Consider the following 20,031-nt stretch of genomic DNA (forward strand, 5'->3'; position numbering starts at 1 on the left):
TAGGGGCTTCCGTTGCGTATTCCGCAAGGAAGTGGGCCGAATTTCGACGATGTTACGGGGACTTGACCGCTGTCGCGGCAGCCTCGGCCGCCGTCACACTGGCCCGTGCGTTCTCCTGAACCATGAACTGGGCCTTGGCCAGCTCGGCAAAATGGCCGCCCTTGGCCACGAGTTCATCGAAAGTTCCGCTTTCGATCACGCGGCCATTCTCGAATACCAGGATCCGCGTGGCATTGCGGATGGTGGAGAGACGGTGGGCGATCACGAACGTGGTCCGGCCCTTCATCACTTCGTCGAGAGCGGCATTCACCTTGGTCTCGGTGACAGCGTCGAGCGCGGAGGTTGCCTCGTCCAGGATCAGGATCGGCGGGTCCTTGAGCAGCGCGCGGGCGATCGAGAGCCGCTGGCGCTCGCCGCCGGAGAGCATGCGGCCGCGCTCGCCGGCATTGGTCGAAAAGCCGCCGCTGCGCTCGATGAAGTCGAGCGCCTGCGCACGCTCGGCGGCCTTGCGCATCTCGGCTTCGGTCGCATCCGGCTTGCCGACGCGAAGGTTCTCCTCGATCGAGCGGTTGAACAGCAGCGCTTCCTGGAACACCACGCCGATGTTTCTGCGCAGCGACGTCAGCGTCACGCCGCGCACGTCCATGCCGTCGATCTTGATCAAGCCGGATTGCGGGTCGAAGGCGCGATGCAGGAGCGCGATCGCGGTCGACTTGCCGGCGCCGGTCGGGCCGACCAGCGCGATGGTCTGGCCGGGCAGCGCAGTGAAGGAGAGGTCCTCGATCGCCGGCCGCTTGCCGTCATAGGAGAAGGTGACGTCGTTGAACTCGACGAGACCGGAAAGCCGTCCGGCGTCGATGGCGTCGGGACGGTCGTGCACGGCGGGCACCGCGTCGAGCACGTTGAAGAATTCCCGCAGGCGCGGGGCCTCCATGAACACGTTGTTGATGAAGCTCACGACCTGCTCGAGCTTCTGAATCAGCAGCGTCGCAAAGCTCACGAACATCACGATCTCGCCGACCGAGGTCAGCCCCTGGTCGTGCAGCGCGATGCCGAGCGTGAAGATCGCGAGCACCGTGATGGTGGTCGAGGCGCGCGTGATCACGGTGACGAGCGCCCACCAGGACAGCACCGGCATCTGTGCGGCTAGCAGCTCGTCGGCGACGGAGCGCAGTCCCTTCACCTCGGATTCGACGCGGACGAAACTCTGCACCAGCGCGACATTGCCGAGCGCATCGGAGGCGCGCGCCGAGAGCTCGCTATAGTGCTCCTCGACCGCCATCTGCATGCCGAACGTCTTGCGCACGACGAAGGTCGTGAGCGCCGTGAAGACGACGCAGAGCACGAACAGCAGGATCGCCAGTCGCCAGTTCAGGTAGAGCGACAGCGGCAGCAGCACCACGACCGAGAGGATCGCGGCAAAATGCTCGCGGAAGAAACCGAGCCAGAGCCGCCACAGCGCATCGGTGCCGTTGAGCATCACCTTCATCAGCCGGCCCGAATGGGTGCCGGAGTGGAAGGTCAGCGGCAGCTGCAGGATGTGCTCGAAATAGCTGGTCAGCACCGCCTGGCGCTGCCGATGCGAGAGCCGGTCGGCTTGCAGCGCCACCAGCGCGCTGCAGGCGATGGTGAACAGCCCGAACGCCACCCAGGCAGCCAGGAACGGCCAAGCCGAATTCGAGCCGGCCACCGTCTTGCCCGAGAGCACGTCGACGATCCGGCCGAACAGCACGGGTTCGGCGAACTGCGAGGCCGCCAGCAGCAGGTTGGCGACCGCGAGCAGCCAGCCGAGCCGCGCTTCCTTGCCGAGCAGCTCGAGAACGCGGGTGTAGAGACGGAGGATGGACATGCGGGCGACGAACTCGGGCGGCTGATGGGGCCAGTATTCTAAGCAGGGATTGCCGGCGAGATACAGCAGAAGCTTGCGGTTTTGCTCAGTTGATCAGCCGGCTTCCGACCGGCGGCAGGAACCCGTCGTCGAAAATGTCGGCGGCCGCCGGCCGCTTGCGAAATTTGTAGTCCTGCGCGATCTGGTCGATCGCGCGCTCCAGACGCGCGGGCTCGATGCCGCCGAGGCCATTGCGTTTGACTTCGTCGGTCAGAATGTTGTCGGCAAGCACGGTGCGCAGGCGCTCCCGCTCGAGGTCGCGGTCGCCATCCTCCATGCGGCTCGTGGCCTCGTCGGCCGCGCGCGCGGGGTCCTTGACCGTCGCGTTGATACCGGCGATCAGGGCGCGGACGAAGCCCTTCACTGCATCCGGCTTGGCCACGGCGAAGGCGGGGTTGGCGACCACGGCAAAGCCATAGGCTTCGCAGCCATAGTCGGCATAGCGCAGCACCACGAGATCGCCGCCGGGCACGCCGCGGTCGCGCAAGTTCACCGCGGAGAGATAGCTGAAGCCTGCGACGGCATCGACCTGACCGGCCGACAGGATCGGCTCGCGCACGGCGGCGCTAATCTTGTTGAATTTCAGGTGCGATGTGTCGATGCCGTTCTGCTCCGCCAGCGCCGGCCACAACCGCATCGACAGGTCGCTGTCGGCGACGCCGATGGTCTTGCCGTCAAGATCGGGCAGCAGGTGGATGCCGCGGCTCCGGCGCGCGACGATCGCGTAGGGCGCGCGGTTGAACAGCACGAACACCGCCTTGATCGGGGCCGCATCGTCCTTGTCGCGAAAACGAATGAGCTCGTTGATGTCGACCAGCGCAAGCTCGCTGTCGCCTTTGGCGACGCGCGCAAGCGCTTCCGGTGATCCGGCCGCGCTGTTGAAGGAGACGTTGAGACGCTCGGCACTGAGGCTGCCGTCCTTCGCAGCAAGAAAGAACGGCGCCATGCTCGCATCGATCGGGCGGTCGAAGGTGAAGTGGATTGCGGTGGTCTCGGCCGCCGCGGCATCGCGCGCGGTGAGCGCGATGGAAGCGGCCAGCAGGAGGCGAAGGGCAATCGTCGTGAATCCTGACATCAGTCGCGCCGGTCCCGCCTTGTTGTGGTTTCGTGACGCGCGCAGCGCCGGCCGGCGGGAAGCGTGCGCGCGCCAAGATGAACGGCGGATGAGCGGTGGTTGCGGCATGATCACGCAACCCCGTTCAGCTTCTGTTGGGGTTCGGGAACCCAACATGGGATGCGGGTGTTTGAGAGACATGAGCCTGTCGTCAGGCACCATTCGAGGTCCCAAGGAGGGTCCAGGACATGTTTGACAGATTTTCAGGATTTGCCGGCCGCAAGGCCGTTATCGCTACCGCCGCGGTGCTGGCACTGACCGCGGCCGCTCCGACCGCGTCATACGCAGGTGGCCGCCACTGGCATGGCGGCGGTGGCGCGGCGGCTGCGGCGGCGTTTGCCGGCATCGTCGGCACCGGCCTTGCGATCGCAGCGACCCGTGACGCCTATGCCTATGACGACGGTCCCTATTATGGCGGCCCCGCCTATTACAGCGGCCCGGCCTATTATGGTCACGGCCCGTATTACGGTCCGGGCCCGAACTATCAGTATCAGCGTTATGGCGGAGACAGCCCGTCTGCAGCCTGCGGCCAGGGCTACATGACCAACTGCTACTAGCTTCGGCCAGCAGGTCTTGACCATAACCGGCTGTCGCGCTTGCCGCGATGGCCGGTTTTTGCTTTTACTGTCACGCGTTAACGCGCTCGCCATTGGTTTAGAGTAGTTTTGAGTACCATGAGTGATTCGCTTGAGCGGCTATATCTGGCTGTGCTCGCGGCCAGAGACCTTGATCCGGCAACATCGCGCACCGCCCGGCTGTTTCAGCGCGGGCCCTCCAAAATGGCGAAAAAGCTGGCTGAAGAAGCCATCGAGGTCGTCATCGACGCGGTCAACGGCGACAGCCAGGCGGTGATCCGGGAAAGCGCCGACCTGCTTTATAATCTCACCGTGCTCTGGGCCTCGGCCGGCGTGCGTCCCGAGGACGTCTGGCGCGAGATGGCACGGCGTGAGGACATGCTCGGCATCGCCGAGAAGCTGCCGAAATCGACGATGAAGCTGCCCAAAGTTGCGTCACCACGCGTCGCCACGCGGCGGCCAATTGTCGCGCTCGAAGGCCGCGCCGCGCGCAAGCGCCACTAGAACAGTCACAAAACGCTCAAAAACTCACGATGGACAAATCCGTCCCATGGTGCTTCATCGCGGCGCCATGCTGAAACGTATCTACGACTGGTGCATCGACGCCGCCCACAAGCCCTACGCGCTCTGGATCATGGGTGCCGTGGCTTTCGCAGAAAGCTCCTTCTTTCCGGTCCCGCCGGACGTGATGCTGATCCCGATGTCGCTGGCGCGCCCGCAGCGCGCCTGGCTCTACGCATTGGTCTGTACCATCACCTCGGTGGTAGGCGGCCTGCTCGGCTACGCCATCGGCGCGCTGCTGTTCGACTCGGTCGGTCACTGGCTGATCCAGGTCTATGGCCTCGGCGACAAGGTCGATGCCTTCCGCGCCTCCTATGCCGAGTGGGGCGCGGTGATCATCCTGCTGAAGGGGTTGACGCCGATCCCCTACAAGCTCGTCACCATCACGTCGGGCTTTGCCGGCTACAATCTCATCCTGTTCATCCTGTGCTCGATCGTTGCGCGCGGAGGTCGTTTCTTCATCGTTGCGATCCTCCTTAATCGTTACGGCGACTGGATCCGGGTCAAGATCGAGAAGCATCTCGGCCTCGTGGTGGGGGTCGGTGCCGCGGTGCTGGTGCTGGGCTTCGTGGTCGCCGTCAAACTCATTTAAGCCGCGGCGCTTTGCCGCTGCGTCGGCTTCGGCTACGGTTGCCGTCATGATGGTTCGATCCGGCAATCCGGCCGCACGGCTCGGGACGCTGACGTCAGCAGTGCTGCTGCTCCTGCTCGGTGCCGGCGGGGCCGGATGGCCGCAATCCGCGCCGCCTACGCTCGGCTTGCAGGAGCAAGGGCCGCAGGCGCCGCCGCCGTCCTCGACGCCCGCTCCCTCCGGCGCGCCTGCGCGCGAGGAAAATCCCGGGCTGATCAACGAAATGGGCAAGCTGTTCGACAAGCTGCCCTCGATCCTGCCGCCGATCAAAAGCCCCAGCGAAACCATGAACGACCTGTCGCGGCTGGCCAAGCCCGCCACCATGGTGTCGGGGCGTGTGGCCTGCCCGGTCTCGTCCAACGGCGCGCCCGATTGCAAGCAGGCCGCCGACCAGCTCTGCGTGAGCAAGGGCTACAAGGAAGGCAAGAGCCTGAACGCCGACTCCGCCGAGAAATGCTCGGTCAAGGTTTTGATTCCGGGCCGGCAACGCAAGCCCGACGACTGCCGGACCGACACTTTCGTGACCAGCGCGCTGTGTCAGAACTGACATGGATGACCTGCGCGCATGCAACAAGGAGCGCCCATGAGCCGCTACGAGCAGGACTTCCTCGGACAGCGTGAGATCGCCGACGACATCTATTACGGCGTCCAGACCATCCGGGGGAAGGAGAATTTCCACATCACCGGCATTCCGATGAACCAGGAGCCTTACTTCGTGAAGGCGCTCGGTTACGTGAAGAAGGCCGCCGCGATGGCCAACCGCGATCTCGGTGCGATCGACGCCAAGGTGGCGGATGCCATCATCCTCGGCTGCGACCGCGTCATCGCCGGCGACATGATGGACCAGTTCGTCACCGACTTCATCCAGGGCGGCGCCGGCACTTCGACCAACATGAACGCCAACGAGGTGATCGCCAACCTCGCACTGGAATCGCTCGGCTTCAAAAAGGGCGACTATCAGCAGGTCAGCCCCAACGATCACGTCAATTACGGCCAGTCGACCAACGACACCTATCCGACCGCGTTTCGCCTGGCGCTGATCCTGCGCCTCGAGAGCTACATGACCGCGCTGCGCCAGTTGCAGGAGGCGTTCTTCACCAAGGGCCGCGAGTTCGACCGCGTGCTGAAGATGGGGCGCACCCATCTTCAGGACGCCGTGCCGATGTCGCTCGGCGCCGAATTCCGCGGATGGGGCACCACGATCGGCGAGGAGGTCGACCGCATCTCCGAAGCGCGCGCGCTGCTGCGCGAGATCAATCTCGGCGCCACCGCGATCGGCACGTCCGTCACGGCGGCGGTCGGCTATCCCAAGCTTGCGGTCCGGCATTTGAGCGCGCTGACCGGCGTTGACTTCATTCTCGCCGGCGATCTGGTCGAGGCGACCTCCGACACCGGCGCTTATGTTCAGCTCTCGGGCGTTCTCAAGCGCACCGCGAGCAAGCTGACAAAGATCTGCAACGACATTCGTCTGCTGGCGTCCGGCCCGCGCGCCGGCTTCAACGAGATCAACTTGCCGCAGCTGCAGCCGGGCTCCTCGATCATGCCGGGCAAGGTCAATCCCGTCATTCCCGAAGTCGTCAACCAGACCAGCTTCCTCGTCATCGGGCTCGACACCACGGTGACGCTGGCGGCGAGCGCCGGCCAGCTTCAGCTCAACGTGATGGAGCCGGTGATCTCGTTCGCGCTGTTCTTCTCGATCCGCACCATGGAGCGCGCGGTCAACAGCCTGCGCGAGAACTGCGTCGTCGGCATCACCGCCAACGAGGAGCACACCCGCAACATGGTGCTGAACTCGCTCGGCATCGTGACCGTGCTGAAACCGCTGCTGGGCTACAAGCAATGTGCCGAGATCGCGCGCGAGGGCTACAAGAGCGGCAAGTCGCTGCACCAGATCGTGGTGACCGAACGCAAGCTGCTGACGCAGGAGAAATGGGAGGAGATGTTCTCGTTTGAGCGGCTGATCAATCCGGATTTGATTTCTTGATGTCATTCCGGGGCGCGAAGCGCGAACCCGGAATCCATTTTGCCGCGGGCGCTGACGCCCGATGGATTCCGGGTTCGCCGCTGCGCGTTGCCCCGGAATGACGAGAGGACGAATTCCGCGCATTGGAATTGCGGTAACGGCATCCGCCCGGCGCCAAAACGCAATACTTGACAGTGGAAAGATTGCCTTGTTGGTATGGTTCCAATCTCTCATGCGCCGTTAGCAAAGGATCGTTCCGCAATGTCCATGCCTGCCTTGTTCAAAGGGCGCCTGTCGATCCCGGTGATCGGCTCGCCGCTCTTCATCATCTCGGTGCCCGATCTCGTGATCGCGCAGTGCAAGGCGGGTGTGGTCGGCTCGTTTCCCGCGCTGAACGCGCGGCCGCCGGAGCTGCTCGACGAATGGCTGGCGCGGATCACCGAAGAGCTCGCGGCCTATGACCGCGCGCATCCGGAGCGGCCGTCGGCGCCGTTCGCGGTCAACCAGATCGTGCACAAGTCGAACAACCGGCTCGATCACGACATGCAGCTCTGCGCCAAGTACAAGGTGCCGATGATCATCTCCTCGCTCGGCGCGCGCGAGGAGCTGAACCAGGCGGTTCACAGCTGGGGCGGCATCGTCTTCCACGACGTGATCAATCAGAAGTTCGCCCACAAGGCGATCGAGAAGGGCGCCGACGGCCTGATCCTGGTGGCGGCCGGCGCCGGCGGCCATGCCGGCACGATCTCGCCGCTCGCCTTCGTCGCCGAGACGCGGAAGTGGTTCGACGGCCCGATCGCGCTGTCGGGCGCCATCGGCAACGGCAAGGCAATCCGCGCCGCGCGCATCCTCGGTGCCGACTTCGCCTATATCGGCTCCGCCTTCATTGCGACCAAGGAAGCCAACGCGGTCGAGAAGTACAAGGAGATGATCGCGGGCTCGAGCGCCGACGACATCGTCTATTCCAATCTCTTCACCGGCGTGCACGGCAACTATCTCAAGCCCTCGATCCTCGCCGCCGGCATGGATCCCGACAATCTGCCGACCTCCGATCCCTCCAAGATGAATTTCGGCACCGACGCTTCCGGCGAGCGCGCCAAGCCGAAGGCCTGGAAGGAAATCTGGGGCTCGGGCCAGGGCATCGGCAGCATCGACAAGGTCGTCCCAGCCGCCGAGTTGATCGCGCGCTTCGAGAAGGAATACGACGAGGCGATCGATCCGCCGCTCTAACCGCTTTCGTATCCCGGACGCGCTGCAGCGTGCAACGCTGCTGCGCAGAGCCGGGACCCATTGTTGCAACAAATGGACCCCGGCTCTGCAGCGCACCGCTTGCGCGCTGCGCGGCGTCCGGGGAACGCAAGCCGAGATATTAGACAAGCATGACCGCGATCTACCGCGTCGACGGCAACAGCGTTGTCACCAGTGCTGATGCCGCCGGTCCCTGGGACCGGCGCATGCAGCACGGCTCGGCCCCGGCCTCGCTGGTGACGTGGGCGGCCGAACGCATTCCGACGTCCGTGCCGATGAACATCGCGCGCGTCACCATCGACCTGATGCGACCGGTGCCGGTGGCGCCGCTCGCGATCGAGTCCGAGGTGCTGCGCGAGGGCCGCAAGATCCAGCTTTGCGAGATCAGGCTGCTCGCCGACGGCGTGCAGGTCGTCGGTGCCACCGTGCTCAAGATCAAGGCTCAGGCGCAGACCCTGCCGGATGACGTCAAGGAACTGCCGGTCACGCTGCCCTCGCCTGAGGATTCGCTGGTTGAGGACGGTCACGCCGCCACCAGTCCGTTCGTGCGCTCAGTGTCGATGCGCGCCGCGCGGGGGCGCTTCGGCCGGGCCGGCGCCGGCGCAATCTGGTTTCGCGTCGACCACCCCCTGATCGAAGGCGAGGCGGTCTCGCAGGCCATGCGCGCCGTTGTCGCCGCCGATTTCTCCAACGGCACCGCCTCGACGCTCGACTTCCGCGCCTGGACCTACATCAACGCCGACCTCACGGTCAGTTTCGCGCGCCAGCCGGTGGGTGAGTGGATCCTGCTCGACGGTGAATCCTGGATCGGCGCCGACGGCACCGGCCTCGCAATGTCGCGCCTCGCCGACAGGCAGGGTTATTTCGGCCGCGCGGTGCAGAGCCTGGTGATCGAGAAGCGGTGAGGCACTCTGGAACACCTGATTTGCCGGGGTGAGCCAGGCGATGACACCTGATGCGCCGTGAGCGCTCGCGGGCTCGGCGCCTGCGCACCGTCACCGCCTCAACGATAAAACATCGATGGCGGCACGCCAAAGTGCCGGCGGAACATTGCGGCAAATGCGCTTTGGCTTGCGTAGCCGCAATCGAAGGCGACGTCGATGATCTTCTCGCCGGAGGCGATGCGACGCAGCGCATGCACGAGGCGCGCCTGCTGCCGCCATTGCGCGAAACTCATCCCGGTCTGTCTCGCGAATAGGCGATGAATTGTCTTGGCGGTAACCCCGACGCGCCCAGCCCAATGCTCGACGGTCGAATTGTCCGATGGGTTGTCGGCGATGGCTGAGCAGATCGTTCGAAGCCTGGTGTCTTCCGGAAATGGCAGATGCAGCGGCAATACGTCCGAGACGCGCAGTTCGTCGAGCAGCAGCCGCATCAACCGTCCGTCGCGGCCGGCCTCGTCATAGTCGACGGGAATGCGCGTTGCCGCAACGACCAGCTCGCGCAGTAGCGGCGACACCGCGATGACGCAGTTCTTCTCCGGCAGATGCGCTGCGGCGTTGGGCTCGACGAAGACGGTGCGGATCCGCACCCGCCCCGACATGACCGTCTCATGGTCGAGACCGGGCGCGAGCCATACCGCCCGGTTCGGCGGCACGATCCACGTGCCCGCTGCCGAACGCACCACCATGACGCCTTCGATGGCGTAGAGCAGCTGTGCGGTCGGATGCGCGTGCACGCCGGTGGAGGCCCCATCGGGATAGTCCACCTCCATCGCAGTCAGCGCGCGCCTCGTGGCATGGAACGCAAGATGTCGTGTGGTGAGCTCGTCCAGCATGTCTCGATCTCGACAGTCCCGGTCATTCTAGAGCGATACGGACGCTGGCGAAAGCATTACGCCTGGCCTCAACGGTTGAATTCAAGAGTTGAAGCCATGACCAACAAGGCCGCCTTCCTTTATCCGTTCTTCGCGATTGTGCTGTGGGCGGGCAACGTGATCGTCTCGCGGTTGTCCGCCCACACCATCGGGCCCGAGGCGATCACGTTCTATCGCCTGCTGCTCGCGACCGGATGCATGAGCCTGTTCGTCGCCGCGCCGGCCTGGCGTAACCGGACGGTGATCTGGCGGTATTTCGGACAGTTCGCGGTGCTCGGCTTCCTTGCGATGTGCCTGTTCCAGAGCTTGTCATATCTTGCCGCCGAGACCACCAGCGCGACCAACATGGCGGTGTTCACGGCGTTGACGCCGCTGCTCACAGTGCTGCTGAGCGCGGTGCTGCTTCGAGAGACGCCGACCGTCGGACTGGTCGGCGGCGGCATGCTGTCGCTCGCCGGCCTCGTGTATCTCGTCAGCGGCGGCGATCCGGCCGCACTGCTGCGGGGCGGCGTCCGTCCCGGGGATCTCCTGATGTTCGTCGCCGCGTTGGTCTATGCGCTCTATGGCGTGCTGCTGAAGCGTTGGGACCTGCCGGTCGCGGGCTGGCAATCGACCTACATGCAGGCGCTGTGCGCGCTCGCGATCATGTTTCCGGCGTTCCTCGCGACGCCCGCTCCGATGCGCGCGCTGAACAGGGAGACGCTGCCGCTGATCGCCTATGCTGGAGGTCTTGCCTCGATCCTGCTTCCGTTCTTGTGGATTCGCGGTGTGCAGGTCCTCGGTCCCAACCGCTGTGCGATCTTCATGAACTTGCTGCCTGTGCTCGCCGCGCTCGGCGCCATTGCGCTGCTCGGCGAACCCGTCCGCGCCTTCCACATCATCGGCGGGGGCGTCGCGCTTGCTGGTGTCGCCTGCGCTGCGCTGTTTCGTCGGCCACTGTGGATGTCGGCCCCGGCTGTGCCGGCGCTGGGTGATTGAACGGCAAGCTTCCGCCGCCGCGGAAGGGATGCTTGCCATCCTGCCAGTTCACAATCCGTAGAAGATCTTGATCTCCCACAGCACCACGATGATGGCCGTGATCAAGGTGATCGCGGCGACTGCACTTTCCAGGGAAGCGACTCTCATTTCACACTCCGCTTCCCAGCCCCATCAGCGGTCTAGGTGATTCCCTGATTCGCGGGCAATCGCGCGGGCGGCGCGGACGTGCACTCCACGTGGCGTTGTGGTGCCGGAGCCACAATGGCCCCGTAGAATTCCGGGTATTTACCCCACCATCCGGTCCCGCCCGCTCCAGAAGCTCGCGCGCAGCACCTTCTTGTCGACCTTGCCGACGCCGGTCATCGGCAATTGCTTGACGAACTGGATCTGCTTGGGCGCATGCGCCGAACCCTTTCGGGTCCGCACCATGTTGATCAGCTCCTGCGGATCCGGCCTTGCGCCCTCGCGCGGCACGATGATGGCGGTGACGGCCTCGCCCCATTTCTCGTCGGGAATACCGACGACCGCCACCATCGCGACATCTGCGTGTTGCGACAGCACGTCCTCGACCTCGCGCGGAAAAATGTTGAAGCCGCCGGTGACGATCATGTCCTTCTTGCGATCGAGGATGAACATGTAGCCGCGCTCGTCCCGGCGCGCGATGTCGCCGGTGTGGACCCAGCCATTCTTCAGCGTCTCGGCGGTGATATCGGGCCGCTTCCAGTACTCCGCCATCACATGCGGCGCGCGCACGCAGATCTCGCCGGCCTCGCCCGTCTTCACCTCCTGGTCGTTGTCGTCGAGGATCCTGACCTCGCAGGCCGCGATCGGGAAGCCGCAGGACAGGAACAGCTCGGGCGTTTTGGGATCGTGATCTTTCTTGCGCAGCACGGAGACCGGATAGCATTCGGTCTGGCCGTAGAGCTGCGAGAACACCGGGCCGATGCGCTCGATGCCCTCGACCAGCCGGCTCGGCGACATCGCCGACGCCCCGTAGAGCACGAGCTCGAGCGAGGACAGGTCGGTTTTGCCGAGCGCGGGATGATCGAGCAGCACGTAGATCATGGTCGGCACGAACAGCGTGAAGTTTATGCGCTCGCGCGCGATCGTGGCCAGCACGGCCTCGGGATCAAAACCCTTGAGCATGTGCACGGTGCCGCCGCGCATCAGGGTCGGCAGCACCTTGGTGCCGGCGACATGGCTGATCGGGGCGACCGTGAGATAGCGCGCCGCGTCCGGAATCTCGAAGTCGGCGAGGATCGCGGCGGCAGCTCCGGCATTTTCGCGGTGATAGCGCAGCGCGCCCTTGGATTTGCCGGTCGTGCCGCCGGTGTAGTTCAGCGTGGCGAGATCGTCGGGGCCGGCAAGGCACAGCGGGCTGGCATGGCCTTCGATCTCGATCGCCTGCAGGAGGTCGACGCCATAGTCGGCCGGTCCCATGGTGAAGACCGCCTTGAGCCACGGCGCCTTTGCCGCGAGCTCGCCGCCGCGATCGCGGAAGGCGGCGGCGTCGACCACCAGCATGTCTGCGTCGGAATCCTCGAGCTGGAAGAGCTGGTCGGCCTGCGATCCCAGCGGATGTAGCCAGGTGACGCAGAGACGCGACAATTGCGCGGCGATGCCGGCGCACCAGGTGTCGGCGCGATTGGCAGTGAGGAAGGCGACGCGCGCGCCCGGCTGCAAGCCGAGCCGCATGAACACGCCCTGGATGCGTCCGATCAGGTCGATGGTGCCCTGATAGCTCAGCGACCCGCCGGGCCAGGCGAAAGCAGTGCGGCCGGGATAGCGCGACAGTGCCCGTAGCGTCTGCGCACAAGTCGGGGACGATGCGTGGAGCGGATCCGACATATGTTTCCTCGTTGCTTTGTGCTTGGCTTCTCGCGTGCCAATGATTGCGCTCAACGCTAGCACAGAGAATCCGGGATGGAACGACAAAGCCCGCGCAAGGAGGCATGCGTGACGACAGATCGAATGCAAAGTTTCCGTGATCGTCTCGCGCTGCCGCTGATCGCCGCGCCGATGTTTCTGGTCTCGGGCGTCGAGCTCATGGTCGCGGCCTGCCGGAGCGGCGTGATCGGCAGCTTCCCCACCGCGAATTGCCGCAGCACGGACCAGCTCGATCAATGGTTCAGCGAGATCGAAAAGCGGCTCTCGCAGCATGAGGATCAATCAGGCCGCAAGGCCGCGCCGCTCTGTCCGAACCTGATCGTGCACCGCTCCAATGTGCGGCTCGAGCAGGATCTCGCCGTGCTGCTGCGGCACAGACCGGAGATCATCATCACCTCTGTCGGCTCGCCGGCGCAGGTGCTGAAGCCGCTGCATGATGCCGGTGCGCTGGTGCTGGCGGACGTTGCCTCCATCCGCCACGCCGAGCGCGCCGCCGAAGCTGGCGCCGACGGGCTCGTGCTGCTCACCGCGGGCGCGGGCGGGCAGACCGGCTGGCTCAACCCGTTCGCCTTCGTCCGCGCGGTGCGCGCATTCTACGACGGCATCATCGTGCTCGCGGGCGGCATCAGCGATGGCCGCGCGCTGCGTGCTGCCGAAGTGCTTGGCTGCGATCTCGGCTATATGGGCACGAAGTTCATCGCGACGCGCGAGAGCATGGCGGATGACCGCTACAAGCGGATGCTGGTCGAGAGCAGCGCCGACGACATCCTGCTGACCACCGCCTTTACGGGGCTTCAGACCAATATGCTGAGGCCGTCCATTGTCGCCGCCGGTCTCGATCCCGACGATCTCCCGGCGCGCGGCGCGATCGATATCGCGAGAGATATCGACGTGGGCGCGCGGGATAGCCGGCCGAAACGTTGGCGCGATATCTGGAGCGGCGGGCACGCGACATCGGGCGTGACCGATGTACTGGCGGTGGACGACCTCGTTGCACGAACGGTCGCGGAGTACCGCGAGGCGGCAGGGCGATAGCAGCCTTCGCCTCACCCGCGCGCGGCGGGTGAGGGGAGTCTCCGCGAGGGCAGCTGTCACCGCGATGGCGGAGACAGCCCCTCACCCCGACCCTCTCCCCGTAAGAACGGGGCGAGGAAGGAAATACAGCACAGTTAATCCCGCATGGCTCCGGTCCCGCCCACTTAACGGCAGATTAACCATCGCTCGCCCAGAATCCCTCTCACGGCCGCCAATCAGGACGAGAGGGACAGGCGATGAACTTCGATTTTCTCAATGCCAAGACAGCAGCGTCGCTGGACGAAATCCGCGTCCGCGTGGCCCATGCGCTGGCCCGCCACCCGCTGTGCCGCAACGTGCGCTTCGACATCGTCAGCGTCCCCCGCACCCGTCGGGGCGGCAACTGGACGGTGACGCTGCAATCGGTCGAGCCCCGTGCGGTCTGGGAGGCTTCCGAGATCGTCGCCGACATCCAGGACGCCTACGATCTGGCCGTAGCGGCCTGATTTCATTGCGGTTCTTGGCGTGTCGCTGCAGTCCGCGCGAATGCCGCCGCAATGGCACGGTTAAGCCTTATTTACCGCCCAGTTTCCGGGCACTGATCACTTGAACTTGAAGTCAGATTTGGACTTGAAGCCGGGCGCGGAGAGACGTTTGTCCAAAGCCATCACCATCGTCGTTCTGACCTGTTTCCTCGTCCTCGGTGCCGCTACCACCGCCATTCTCGGCCGTGACAGCGTGCCCAGCGTCAGCGCCGAGATGATCAGCGAAGCCCCCCCGGCAAAGCCGCTCGCCACCAACCGCGCCGCCAAGGCCGACCGCCTGGTTCCGACGCTGGCGTTGGCCTCGGCCGCGATCGATCCCGTGCAGGTGCCCGCCGACAAGCTCTCGCAGGCGCCGGTGATGACCGAGCCGCTGCGCCAGGCTTTCGCCGCCGCCACGCCCTCCGATTTCCCGATGCCCAAAGCGGGTTCATCGCCGGGCGCGCATGAGGCGCCCGCCGCGGCGGATGTTCCCGCTGTCGAAGTCCCGGCCAAGCCAAAGGTCGTCGCCAAGCCGCAGCCGCAGAAATCCTATTCGCTGCTCTCCGACGTTCAGATCTCCGGCATCAAGGATCGCCTGAAGCTGTCGTCGTCGCAGGAATATTACTGGCCTTCGGTCGAGACCGCGCTGCGCAACGTCGCCCGCAGGATCCAGGCGAACAAGCTGTCGAATCCGAACGCGCCGCCCAGCGCACAGATCGATCCGAATTGCGACGAGGTGCAGCAGCTGAAATCGGCCGCGATGCCGCTGCTGTTCCAGCTGCGCGACGATCAGAAGGAAGAAGTGCGCAAGCTCGCTCGCCTGATCGGGCTCGAGAAGGTCGCGCAGCAGATTTGACGCGCGCGGTTTCCCCTTCAGGGAACCGCCGTTACCAGGAACATCCGGCAATCTCCAGGCGTTGCCCGCCCCAAAAGAGGGAGTGGATCAATGCGCGCCTCGACAGCCTATTTCGTCGGTGCCGGAACCATCGTCGCGGCCATTGCCATTGGTCTCGGCGGCGGCATCGTTGCCGGCAACATCATGAATCCGGTCGCGTCCAAGCAGGGCCCGGACACCAGCAAATTGGCGCAGCGCGCGGAGGCCAGCGCACCCGCCCAGACCAACGCGCCGTCGGAGCGCGTGCAATATCTCACCGGCTCGCAAGCCTTCGGCACGGTCGTTGCCGCGCCCGCGCAGGCGCGCGAGGACGCCAAGCCAGACACAAAGCCGGACGCTCAGACCAATCAGGCGAAGGCTGAGCCGCCAGCACCGCAGCCGACGCAGGCGGCCGCCGTTGAGCCGCCCAAGCCGACTTCCGCATCGCCGCCGCAACAAGCAAAGCCCGCCGAGCAGCAAGCGTCGACAGCGCCGTCTTCATCGCCCGATAACGCCTATGCCAAGGCAAGGGATTCCGACGTGAAGCGTACCGCATCCGAACGGCGCCGGATCGAGCGCCGCGAACGCTGGGCCGAGCGCCACCGCTACGACTCCCGCGACCCACGCGGCATGCGCGATCGCACCGATTGGGACGACGTCGCACGGAGCGTCCGCGAAGATTCCGAGGCGCGCGATTATGCAGGCCGGCCGCGCGGTGGCTTCCCGCAAATCAGGCTGTTTGGCCCTGATGATGACTAGGGTTTAGCTCGAGATCGCCGTTGCGCGCTCCCAGCACCTTGCGATGTGGATCGGACGACAGTCTGTTGCCAAACCGCATCCGGCTGAGCCGGCGCCGACCGACGATGGTGTAAGAGCACTCCGCGCCGAAACCTGTGCAGCGGAGCGCCTGCAACAACTGTGCTTTTCGACAGGTCTCGTCATTCCGGGATGCGTGCGCAGCACGCAGACCCGGAATCCATCTATCCGCAGCGACCGTGCGCAATGGATCCGGGTTCGCGCCGTTGGCGCGCCCCGGAATGACAGCCTGCTCAACCCCCGTGCGACTCCACCACCTTCCGGCAGGCGTCCGAGAGTTTCGACTTGTTCTCGCGCAGGCAGGCGTTCATCTGCGGCGGCTTGCCGGCATGCTCGGCGCAGAATTTGCTGGCGTCGCCGCGGCAGGCCATCTGCTCCTGCAATGTCGGACCGGATTGCGCAGCGGCGGGCAGGGCGGTGGCGGCGAGCAGCAGCGCGGCAAGAACCGAAATCTTCATAAAGCACCTCTTTGGGAATGTCGGTGGTCCCGTGTGGGATCGAGCGAGCCGACCATCTCGTGCGGCCCCCTGCCGGTCCATGCCATGTTCATGGCATCGGCATCGGCTCGCTCGTCCCGCCGCTGCACCCCCCATCTTCATGGCATGTATCCGCCCGCCGTCTTTTGCCATCACAGCTGCACGTCGGCTGCGAAAGCCGGTGATTGCACCGGGACGCCGAACGGGAAGCAGGAGAGCAAGATGTCGAAAAAAGCGGGAGCGCTGAGCGCCGGGCTGACGATCATGGTGCTGGCGGGTGCGGCGATGGTGTCGCTGGGCACGAGCCCGGCGCAGGCGGTGGTTTATTGTAAGACGGTCGGCGTGCCCAAGGGCTGCGTGGTGCGGCCGACGGCAGCAGTCGTGGTTGCGCCCGGAGCGCCGGTCGCGGCGGCTGCGGTCGCGACCCCGGGCGTTGGTGCGCCCGGCGTCGGCGTGCGCGCGGGCACGCCGATGAATCGCGGCGGTCCGGTCAACCGCGTCGGTGTGCGCTGACGGTTCTCGTTCGATTGAGTTGATTGCATTGTTTCGGGCCAAGGAGCCTGCGGACGAACCCCCCGTCCTCCGCATGAGATCATCCGGCCCGTTCCCTCTCTCCGCGCGTCCCACACGTTCGGGGAGGGGGCTTTTCAGCCCGTGGCCGCGTCGCTGTCGGGAAACACCTGCGGCAATTGCAGCCGCACGAATGTGCCTGAGGAATCCGAGCTCAGCTCGAACGCGGCCCCGCAACGCGCGGCGCGGCTTCTCATATTGCGCAAGCCGCGCGCAGTCTGGCTCGTGCCCTCACCGACGAGCGCAAATCCCTTGCCGTCGTCCGCAATGCTGATCACGCCATATGGCCCCTGACCGTCATCGAGCGTCGCGATGGTGACCGCGATGTTGCGCGCCTGCGCGTGCTTGACCGCATTGGTCACGGCCTCATCGAGGATGCGCACGATCTGGACCACGTGCCATGGCCTGAGCTCAGGATGCAGCGGCAGGCCCTGCGGCGTCGCCACGCGCCAGTCGAGCGCGATGTCGTGCGGCCGCAATTGCATCGCCGCGCGCTCGCGCCAGGAACCGAGCGCAAGCATCAGATCGCCGCCGATATCGTCCATGGAATCGATGACGAGGCGGAGGTCCTTCAGCGCCGCGCGGGCGGCGTCCGTGATGGTCGCGCCCTCATGGCCGCGCTCGGAGAGGGCGACGATGCTGACGAGCTGGCCGCCGAGGCCGTCATGCAGATCGCGCATCAGCCGCGTGCGTTCATTGGCGAGCGCGGCGGCCCGCGCGCGCTCCTGCTCGCGGACGAAGCTCGCCTTCAGCCGCTCTTCGGCTTCGCGCACGCGCGCCACCAATTGCCCGGCAAAGCTGTCGACCTGGTTCAGCGCGCGGGCGAAGCGCCAGGTCAGGCCGGCGCCGATCGCGACCAGCATGGCCGAATAGGACAGGCGCGAGACGAAGATGCGCTCATTGGTCATGATCTCGAATGCGGCCAGCATGTCGTGGACCCAGCAGGTCAGCACGATGGTCACCGCGCAGCCGATCATGAAGCTTGCCGCGTCCTGCCGCCGTACCACCGCGGCCGCGGTCACGCAGGCCATCAGGAACAGGCAGAGTCCGACGGTGGGAATGCCGATCAGAACGAACAGGACACGCGGCAGCGGCGGGCCGGCGATCAGCCCCACCACGAATACGACGAGTCCCGGCACGAACAGCAGCATGCCGTAGCGTGGCCAGCGCCAGCCGAAGAACAGCACGCCGAACACGACGATCAGCGCGCTTTCGATCGGCGCCGATGCGAGCAGCACCGCGGCAAGGCGCGACACGGTGGCCGGCGGGACCGGCGGCGGCGAGAACGCCTGCACGACGCCGAGCACCATCGCCACCGCCAGCACGCCGTAAACCGGCTCGCGCCGCCGCATCAGCCACATGATCGCGAGGATGACGGCGAGGATCGACTGCCAGGCGGAGAACGCCACCGGCAGCGTGACGAACAGCAGCGTGCGCGTCTCATAGCACGGACGCAAGGCGGCATCCGGCCCGACATAGACGGTGTCGAGAAAGCCTTTCAGCGGGCCCCACACGAACAGCCGCACCGTGATCTCGTTGCTGCCGTCACGCAGCAGCGAGGCGGGGATGAGTGCGATCTGCGGCGTGTTGCGGTCGGGCCGGTTGGCGTTGGCGTCGCGGCGGGTGTCGAGCACCACGATGCCGTTGACCGCGACCTCGGCTGCGTTGCTGAAGCGCGGCAGGTAAACCGACCATCCCGATGCCGCATCGCGGCTTCGGAACGTGAAGGTGCCGGTATAGAGCGGTGGATCGGTCAGCGAATAGCGCGACGAGGTGAAATGCGGCAGCGTCACCGGGCGCGTCACCCCGTCTTCGCGCAGGGAAAATCCGCTCAGCGCAAAATCATCGGGGTCGGCGGGCTGAAGCAGCCGCAGCCCGAGGATGGTGGCGATCACGATCAGCGCCTGAAGCAGCAGATAGGGCACGAGGCGTGACACGATCAGCCGGCGTCGCGGGCGTGCGGGTGCCTTCGCTGCGATCTCGCTCACAGCTTGATCAGGCCCTGCTGCACCGCCTCGAATACCGCTTCGCTGCGCGTGTGCACCTCGAGCTTGCGATAGATGTTCTTGATGTGGCCCGGCACGGTCTGCTTGGAGAGGCCGAGATGGCTCGCGATCTCGGCATAGCTGAAGCCTTTGGCGATGCCCCAGAGGATGTCGATCTCGCGCGGGGTGAGCTTTGCGGTGTTGAGCGCAGGTCCCGGCGGCGGCTCTGCCGAACTCTGTGCGGCCCCTTGCGTCCTGCGCACGATGAAGCGGGCGATCGAGGCCGAGATCGGCGAATGGCCGGCGACAAGGTCGCGCACGGTGGTGGCGATGTCGGTCGGGAAGGCGTCCTTGAGCAGATAGCCGGTGGCGCCGACCGTGATCGCCGAGATCACGCTCTCTTCGTCGCCGAGTGCCGAGATCACCATGATCTCGGTGTCCGGAAAGCGTTGCCTCATCTCGCGGATCAGCTCGATGCCATGGCCGTCGGGGAGCCTGAGATCGGTGAGCAGCACGCGCGGCGCGCCATCGTTCAGGGCCTGACGCGCCTCGCCGAGCGTGCCCGCGCTGCGCACCTCGTAGCCGGCCTTGACCAGCGCATCCTGGAGCCGCCAGCAGGTCGGTGCGTCGTCCTCGACGAGGAGGATGGTGATGGCTTCACCCGTCTCGCCCTGTTCGCTCATGATCTTGGTCCCGCGACCCGCGTGTCCCCCGCGGCGCGAGGCCAAGTTTAGCCGCAGCGTGCATGCCGTGACACCCATAATCATGGGGGCGGCGGTCGCTGGCGGGATCAGAGCTTCTCAGACAGGAAGGAGGCCTGCCTATGCCCCATTTCCCTCCACCCGCGGCGGCGGATAGCGCCGCGCCAGTGTCGACAGCGGCAGGTGCCGTTCGCCGTCCGGCAGCTCAAGGAAGGCCAGCACCTGCGGCCGCTTCCAGTCGCCGATGCCGAAATCCATCGCCATCCATTTCTGTGGCTCGGGGCCTTCGAGGCCCCGGACCCAGACGAAATAGCGGGGGAGGTCGTCGGCGTCCGCTTCCGTCGTGCGTCTCCTGGCCATCGAAGCTGCTCGCTGCATCCCTGTCCGTTGCGGTAGGATATAGGTATCGG

General features: G+C 65.6%; 21 protein-coding genes. 13 read left to right on the plus strand and 8 right to left on the minus strand.

Annotated features, from left to right (window positions below):
- Positions 1-52: 52 nt before the first annotated feature.
- Positions 53-1,849, minus strand: coding sequence for a glucan ABC transporter ATP-binding protein/ permease (locus tag HYH08_RS31270; RefSeq protein WP_220013680.1), 1,797 nt, complete (start codon positions 1,847-1,849; stop codon positions 53-55).
- An 85-nt stretch (positions 1,850-1,934) separates the two neighbouring features.
- Positions 1,935-2,963: an ABC transporter substrate-binding protein gene (locus tag HYH08_RS31275; protein WP_220013681.1), complete on the minus strand. Its 1,029-nt coding sequence runs from the start codon at positions 2,961-2,963 to the stop codon at positions 1,935-1,937.
- A gap of 227 nt (positions 2,964-3,190) precedes the next feature.
- Between HYH08_RS31275 and HYH08_RS31280 the strand changes: the two genes are divergently transcribed.
- The 7 genes from HYH08_RS31280 (at position 3,191) to HYH08_RS31310 (ending at position 8,885) form a co-directional block, all read left to right on the plus strand.
- Positions 3,191-3,559 carry a hypothetical protein gene (locus HYH08_RS31280; RefSeq protein ID WP_220013682.1) on the plus strand — a complete coding sequence of 123 codons (369 nt, stop codon included), beginning with the start codon at positions 3,191-3,193 and terminating at the stop codon, positions 3,557-3,559.
- A 117-nt stretch (positions 3,560-3,676) separates the two neighbouring features.
- Positions 3,677-4,081, plus strand: coding sequence for a phosphoribosyl-ATP diphosphatase (gene hisE, locus HYH08_RS31285; RefSeq protein WP_220013683.1), 405 nt, complete (start codon positions 3,677-3,679; stop codon positions 4,079-4,081).
- 46 nt (positions 4,082-4,127) lie between these two features.
- Positions 4,128-4,730 (plus strand): YqaA family protein, encoded by a 603-nt coding sequence (locus HYH08_RS31290; RefSeq protein WP_220013684.1) that lies wholly within the window; start codon positions 4,128-4,130, stop codon positions 4,728-4,730.
- Positions 4,731-4,776: 46 nt separating this feature from the next.
- Positions 4,777-5,316 (plus strand): hypothetical protein, encoded by a 540-nt coding sequence (locus HYH08_RS31295; RefSeq protein WP_220013685.1) that lies wholly within the window; start codon positions 4,777-4,779, stop codon positions 5,314-5,316.
- A 36-nt stretch (positions 5,317-5,352) separates the two neighbouring features.
- Positions 5,353-6,753 carry an aspartate ammonia-lyase gene (locus HYH08_RS31300; RefSeq protein ID WP_220013686.1) on the plus strand — a complete coding sequence of 467 codons (1,401 nt, stop codon included), beginning with the start codon at positions 5,353-5,355 and terminating at the stop codon, positions 6,751-6,753.
- Between the two features lie 240 nt (positions 6,754-6,993).
- A complete protein-coding gene (locus HYH08_RS31305) occupies positions 6,994-7,962 on the plus strand; it encodes an NAD(P)H-dependent flavin oxidoreductase (protein ID WP_220013687.1) in 969 nt (322 codons plus the stop codon).
- Between the two features lie 149 nt (positions 7,963-8,111).
- Positions 8,112-8,885, plus strand: a complete 774-nt coding sequence (locus tag HYH08_RS31310; RefSeq protein WP_220013688.1) for a thioesterase family protein — start codon at positions 8,112-8,114, stop codon at positions 8,883-8,885.
- Between the two features lie 98 nt (positions 8,886-8,983).
- Here HYH08_RS31310 and HYH08_RS31315 read toward each other — a convergent pair whose 3' ends face one another.
- A complete protein-coding gene (locus tag HYH08_RS31315) occupies positions 8,984-9,757 on the minus strand; it encodes an AraC family transcriptional regulator (RefSeq protein ID WP_228748199.1) in 774 nt (257 codons plus the stop codon).
- A 96-nt stretch (positions 9,758-9,853) separates the two neighbouring features.
- On the opposite strand from HYH08_RS31315, the gene HYH08_RS31320 reads away from it, so the two are divergent.
- Positions 9,854-10,774, plus strand: a complete 921-nt coding sequence (locus HYH08_RS31320; protein ID WP_220013689.1) for a DMT family transporter — start codon at positions 9,854-9,856, stop codon at positions 10,772-10,774.
- A gap of 285 nt (positions 10,775-11,059) precedes the next feature.
- On the opposite strand, the gene HYH08_RS31325 is transcribed toward HYH08_RS31320, so the two are convergent.
- A complete protein-coding gene (locus tag HYH08_RS31325) occupies positions 11,060-12,622 on the minus strand; it encodes an AMP-binding protein (RefSeq protein WP_220013690.1) in 1,563 nt (520 codons plus the stop codon).
- A 108-nt stretch (positions 12,623-12,730) separates the two neighbouring features.
- Here HYH08_RS31325 and HYH08_RS31330 point away from each other — a divergent pair, with 108 nt between their 5' ends.
- The 4 genes from HYH08_RS31330 to HYH08_RS31345 all read left to right on the plus strand — a co-directional run bounded on the left by HYH08_RS31330 (position 12,731) and on the right by HYH08_RS31345 (position 15,832).
- Positions 12,731-13,696: an NAD(P)H-dependent flavin oxidoreductase gene (locus HYH08_RS31330; RefSeq protein WP_220013691.1), complete on the plus strand. Its 966-nt coding sequence runs from the start codon at positions 12,731-12,733 to the stop codon at positions 13,694-13,696.
- A 236-nt stretch (positions 13,697-13,932) separates the two neighbouring features.
- Positions 13,933-14,181, plus strand: a complete 249-nt coding sequence (locus HYH08_RS31335) for a hypothetical protein (RefSeq protein WP_220013692.1) — start codon at positions 13,933-13,935, stop codon at positions 14,179-14,181.
- Positions 14,182-14,329: 148 nt separating this feature from the next.
- Positions 14,330-15,055: a hypothetical protein gene (locus HYH08_RS31340; RefSeq protein ID WP_220013693.1), complete on the plus strand. Its 726-nt coding sequence runs from the start codon at positions 14,330-14,332 to the stop codon at positions 15,053-15,055.
- Between the two features lie 90 nt (positions 15,056-15,145).
- A complete protein-coding gene (locus HYH08_RS31345; RefSeq protein WP_220013694.1) occupies positions 15,146-15,832 on the plus strand; it encodes a hypothetical protein in 687 nt (228 codons plus the stop codon).
- A gap of 290 nt (positions 15,833-16,122) precedes the next feature.
- Here the strand turns inward: HYH08_RS31345 and HYH08_RS31350 are convergent, their stop codons facing one another.
- The gene (locus tag HYH08_RS31350) at positions 16,123-16,347 is read right to left on the minus strand and encodes a cysteine rich repeat-containing protein (RefSeq protein WP_220013695.1); all 225 of its coding nucleotides are present in this window, start codon (positions 16,345-16,347) and stop codon (positions 16,123-16,125) included.
- A gap of 240 nt (positions 16,348-16,587) precedes the next feature.
- On the opposite strand from HYH08_RS31350, the gene HYH08_RS31355 reads away from it, so the two are divergent.
- Positions 16,588-16,878, plus strand: a complete 291-nt coding sequence (locus tag HYH08_RS31355; RefSeq protein ID WP_220013696.1) for a hypothetical protein — start codon at positions 16,588-16,590, stop codon at positions 16,876-16,878.
- 134 nt (positions 16,879-17,012) lie between these two features.
- Here the strand turns inward: HYH08_RS31355 and HYH08_RS31360 are convergent, their stop codons facing one another.
- From HYH08_RS31360 to HYH08_RS31370, 3 genes are all read right to left on the minus strand, one after another.
- Positions 17,013-18,923, minus strand: a complete 1,911-nt coding sequence (locus HYH08_RS31360) for a sensor histidine kinase (protein ID WP_220013697.1) — start codon at positions 18,921-18,923, stop codon at positions 17,013-17,015.
- Positions 18,920-19,603 carry a response regulator gene (locus HYH08_RS31365; RefSeq protein WP_220013698.1) on the minus strand — a complete coding sequence of 228 codons (684 nt, stop codon included), beginning with the start codon at positions 19,601-19,603 and terminating at the stop codon, positions 18,920-18,922. Before HYH08_RS31365 ends, HYH08_RS31360 begins: the two co-directional genes overlap by 4 nt.
- Positions 19,604-19,741: 138 nt before the next feature.
- Positions 19,742-19,981, minus strand: a complete 240-nt coding sequence (locus HYH08_RS31370) for a hypothetical protein (RefSeq protein WP_220013699.1) — start codon at positions 19,979-19,981, stop codon at positions 19,742-19,744.
- Positions 19,982-20,031 lie beyond the last annotated feature (50 nt).

Source organism: Bradyrhizobium sp. BR 10289, assembly GCF_019455385.1.
In the GTDB taxonomy this organism is placed as follows: domain Bacteria; phylum Pseudomonadota; class Alphaproteobacteria; order Rhizobiales; family Xanthobacteraceae; genus Bradyrhizobium.

Excerpts from the sequence above, each read along its gene's own strand:
- HYH08_RS31270 (WP_220013680.1), bottom strand. The coding sequence starts at position 1,849 with ATGTCCATCCTCCGTCTCTACACCCGCGTTCTCGAGCTGCTCGGCAAG.
- HYH08_RS31275 (WP_220013681.1), bottom strand. The coding sequence starts at position 2,963 with ATGTCAGGATTCACGACGATTGCCCTTCGCCTCCTGCTGGCCGCTTCC.
- HYH08_RS31280 (WP_220013682.1), top strand. The coding sequence starts at position 3,191 with ATGTTTGACAGATTTTCAGGATTTGCCGGCCGCAAGGCCGTTATCGCT.
- hisE (WP_220013683.1), top strand. The coding sequence starts at position 3,677 with ATGAGTGATTCGCTTGAGCGGCTATATCTGGCTGTGCTCGCGGCCAGA.
- HYH08_RS31290 (WP_220013684.1), top strand. The coding sequence starts at position 4,128 with ATGGTGCTTCATCGCGGCGCCATGCTGAAACGTATCTACGACTGGTGC.
- HYH08_RS31295 (WP_220013685.1), top strand. The coding sequence starts at position 4,777 with ATGATGGTTCGATCCGGCAATCCGGCCGCACGGCTCGGGACGCTGACG.
- HYH08_RS31300 (WP_220013686.1), top strand. The coding sequence starts at position 5,353 with ATGAGCCGCTACGAGCAGGACTTCCTCGGACAGCGTGAGATCGCCGAC.
- HYH08_RS31305 (WP_220013687.1), top strand. The coding sequence starts at position 6,994 with ATGTCCATGCCTGCCTTGTTCAAAGGGCGCCTGTCGATCCCGGTGATC.
- HYH08_RS31310 (WP_220013688.1), top strand. The coding sequence starts at position 8,112 with ATGACCGCGATCTACCGCGTCGACGGCAACAGCGTTGTCACCAGTGCT.
- HYH08_RS31315 (WP_228748199.1), bottom strand. The coding sequence starts at position 9,757 with ATGCTGGACGAGCTCACCACACGACATCTTGCGTTCCATGCCACGAGG.
- HYH08_RS31320 (WP_220013689.1), top strand. The coding sequence starts at position 9,854 with ATGACCAACAAGGCCGCCTTCCTTTATCCGTTCTTCGCGATTGTGCTG.
- HYH08_RS31325 (WP_220013690.1), bottom strand. The coding sequence starts at position 12,622 with ATGTCGGATCCGCTCCACGCATCGTCCCCGACTTGTGCGCAGACGCTA.
- HYH08_RS31335 (WP_220013692.1), top strand. The coding sequence starts at position 13,933 with ATGAACTTCGATTTTCTCAATGCCAAGACAGCAGCGTCGCTGGACGAA.
- HYH08_RS31345 (WP_220013694.1), top strand. The coding sequence starts at position 15,146 with ATGCGCGCCTCGACAGCCTATTTCGTCGGTGCCGGAACCATCGTCGCG.
- HYH08_RS31350 (WP_220013695.1), bottom strand. The coding sequence starts at position 16,347 with ATGAAGATTTCGGTTCTTGCCGCGCTGCTGCTCGCCGCCACCGCCCTG.
- HYH08_RS31355 (WP_220013696.1), top strand. The coding sequence starts at position 16,588 with ATGTCGAAAAAAGCGGGAGCGCTGAGCGCCGGGCTGACGATCATGGTG.
- HYH08_RS31365 (WP_220013698.1), bottom strand. The coding sequence starts at position 19,603 with ATGAGCGAACAGGGCGAGACGGGTGAAGCCATCACCATCCTCCTCGTC.
- HYH08_RS31370 (WP_220013699.1), bottom strand. The coding sequence starts at position 19,981 with ATGGCCAGGAGACGCACGACGGAAGCGGACGCCGACGACCTCCCCCGC.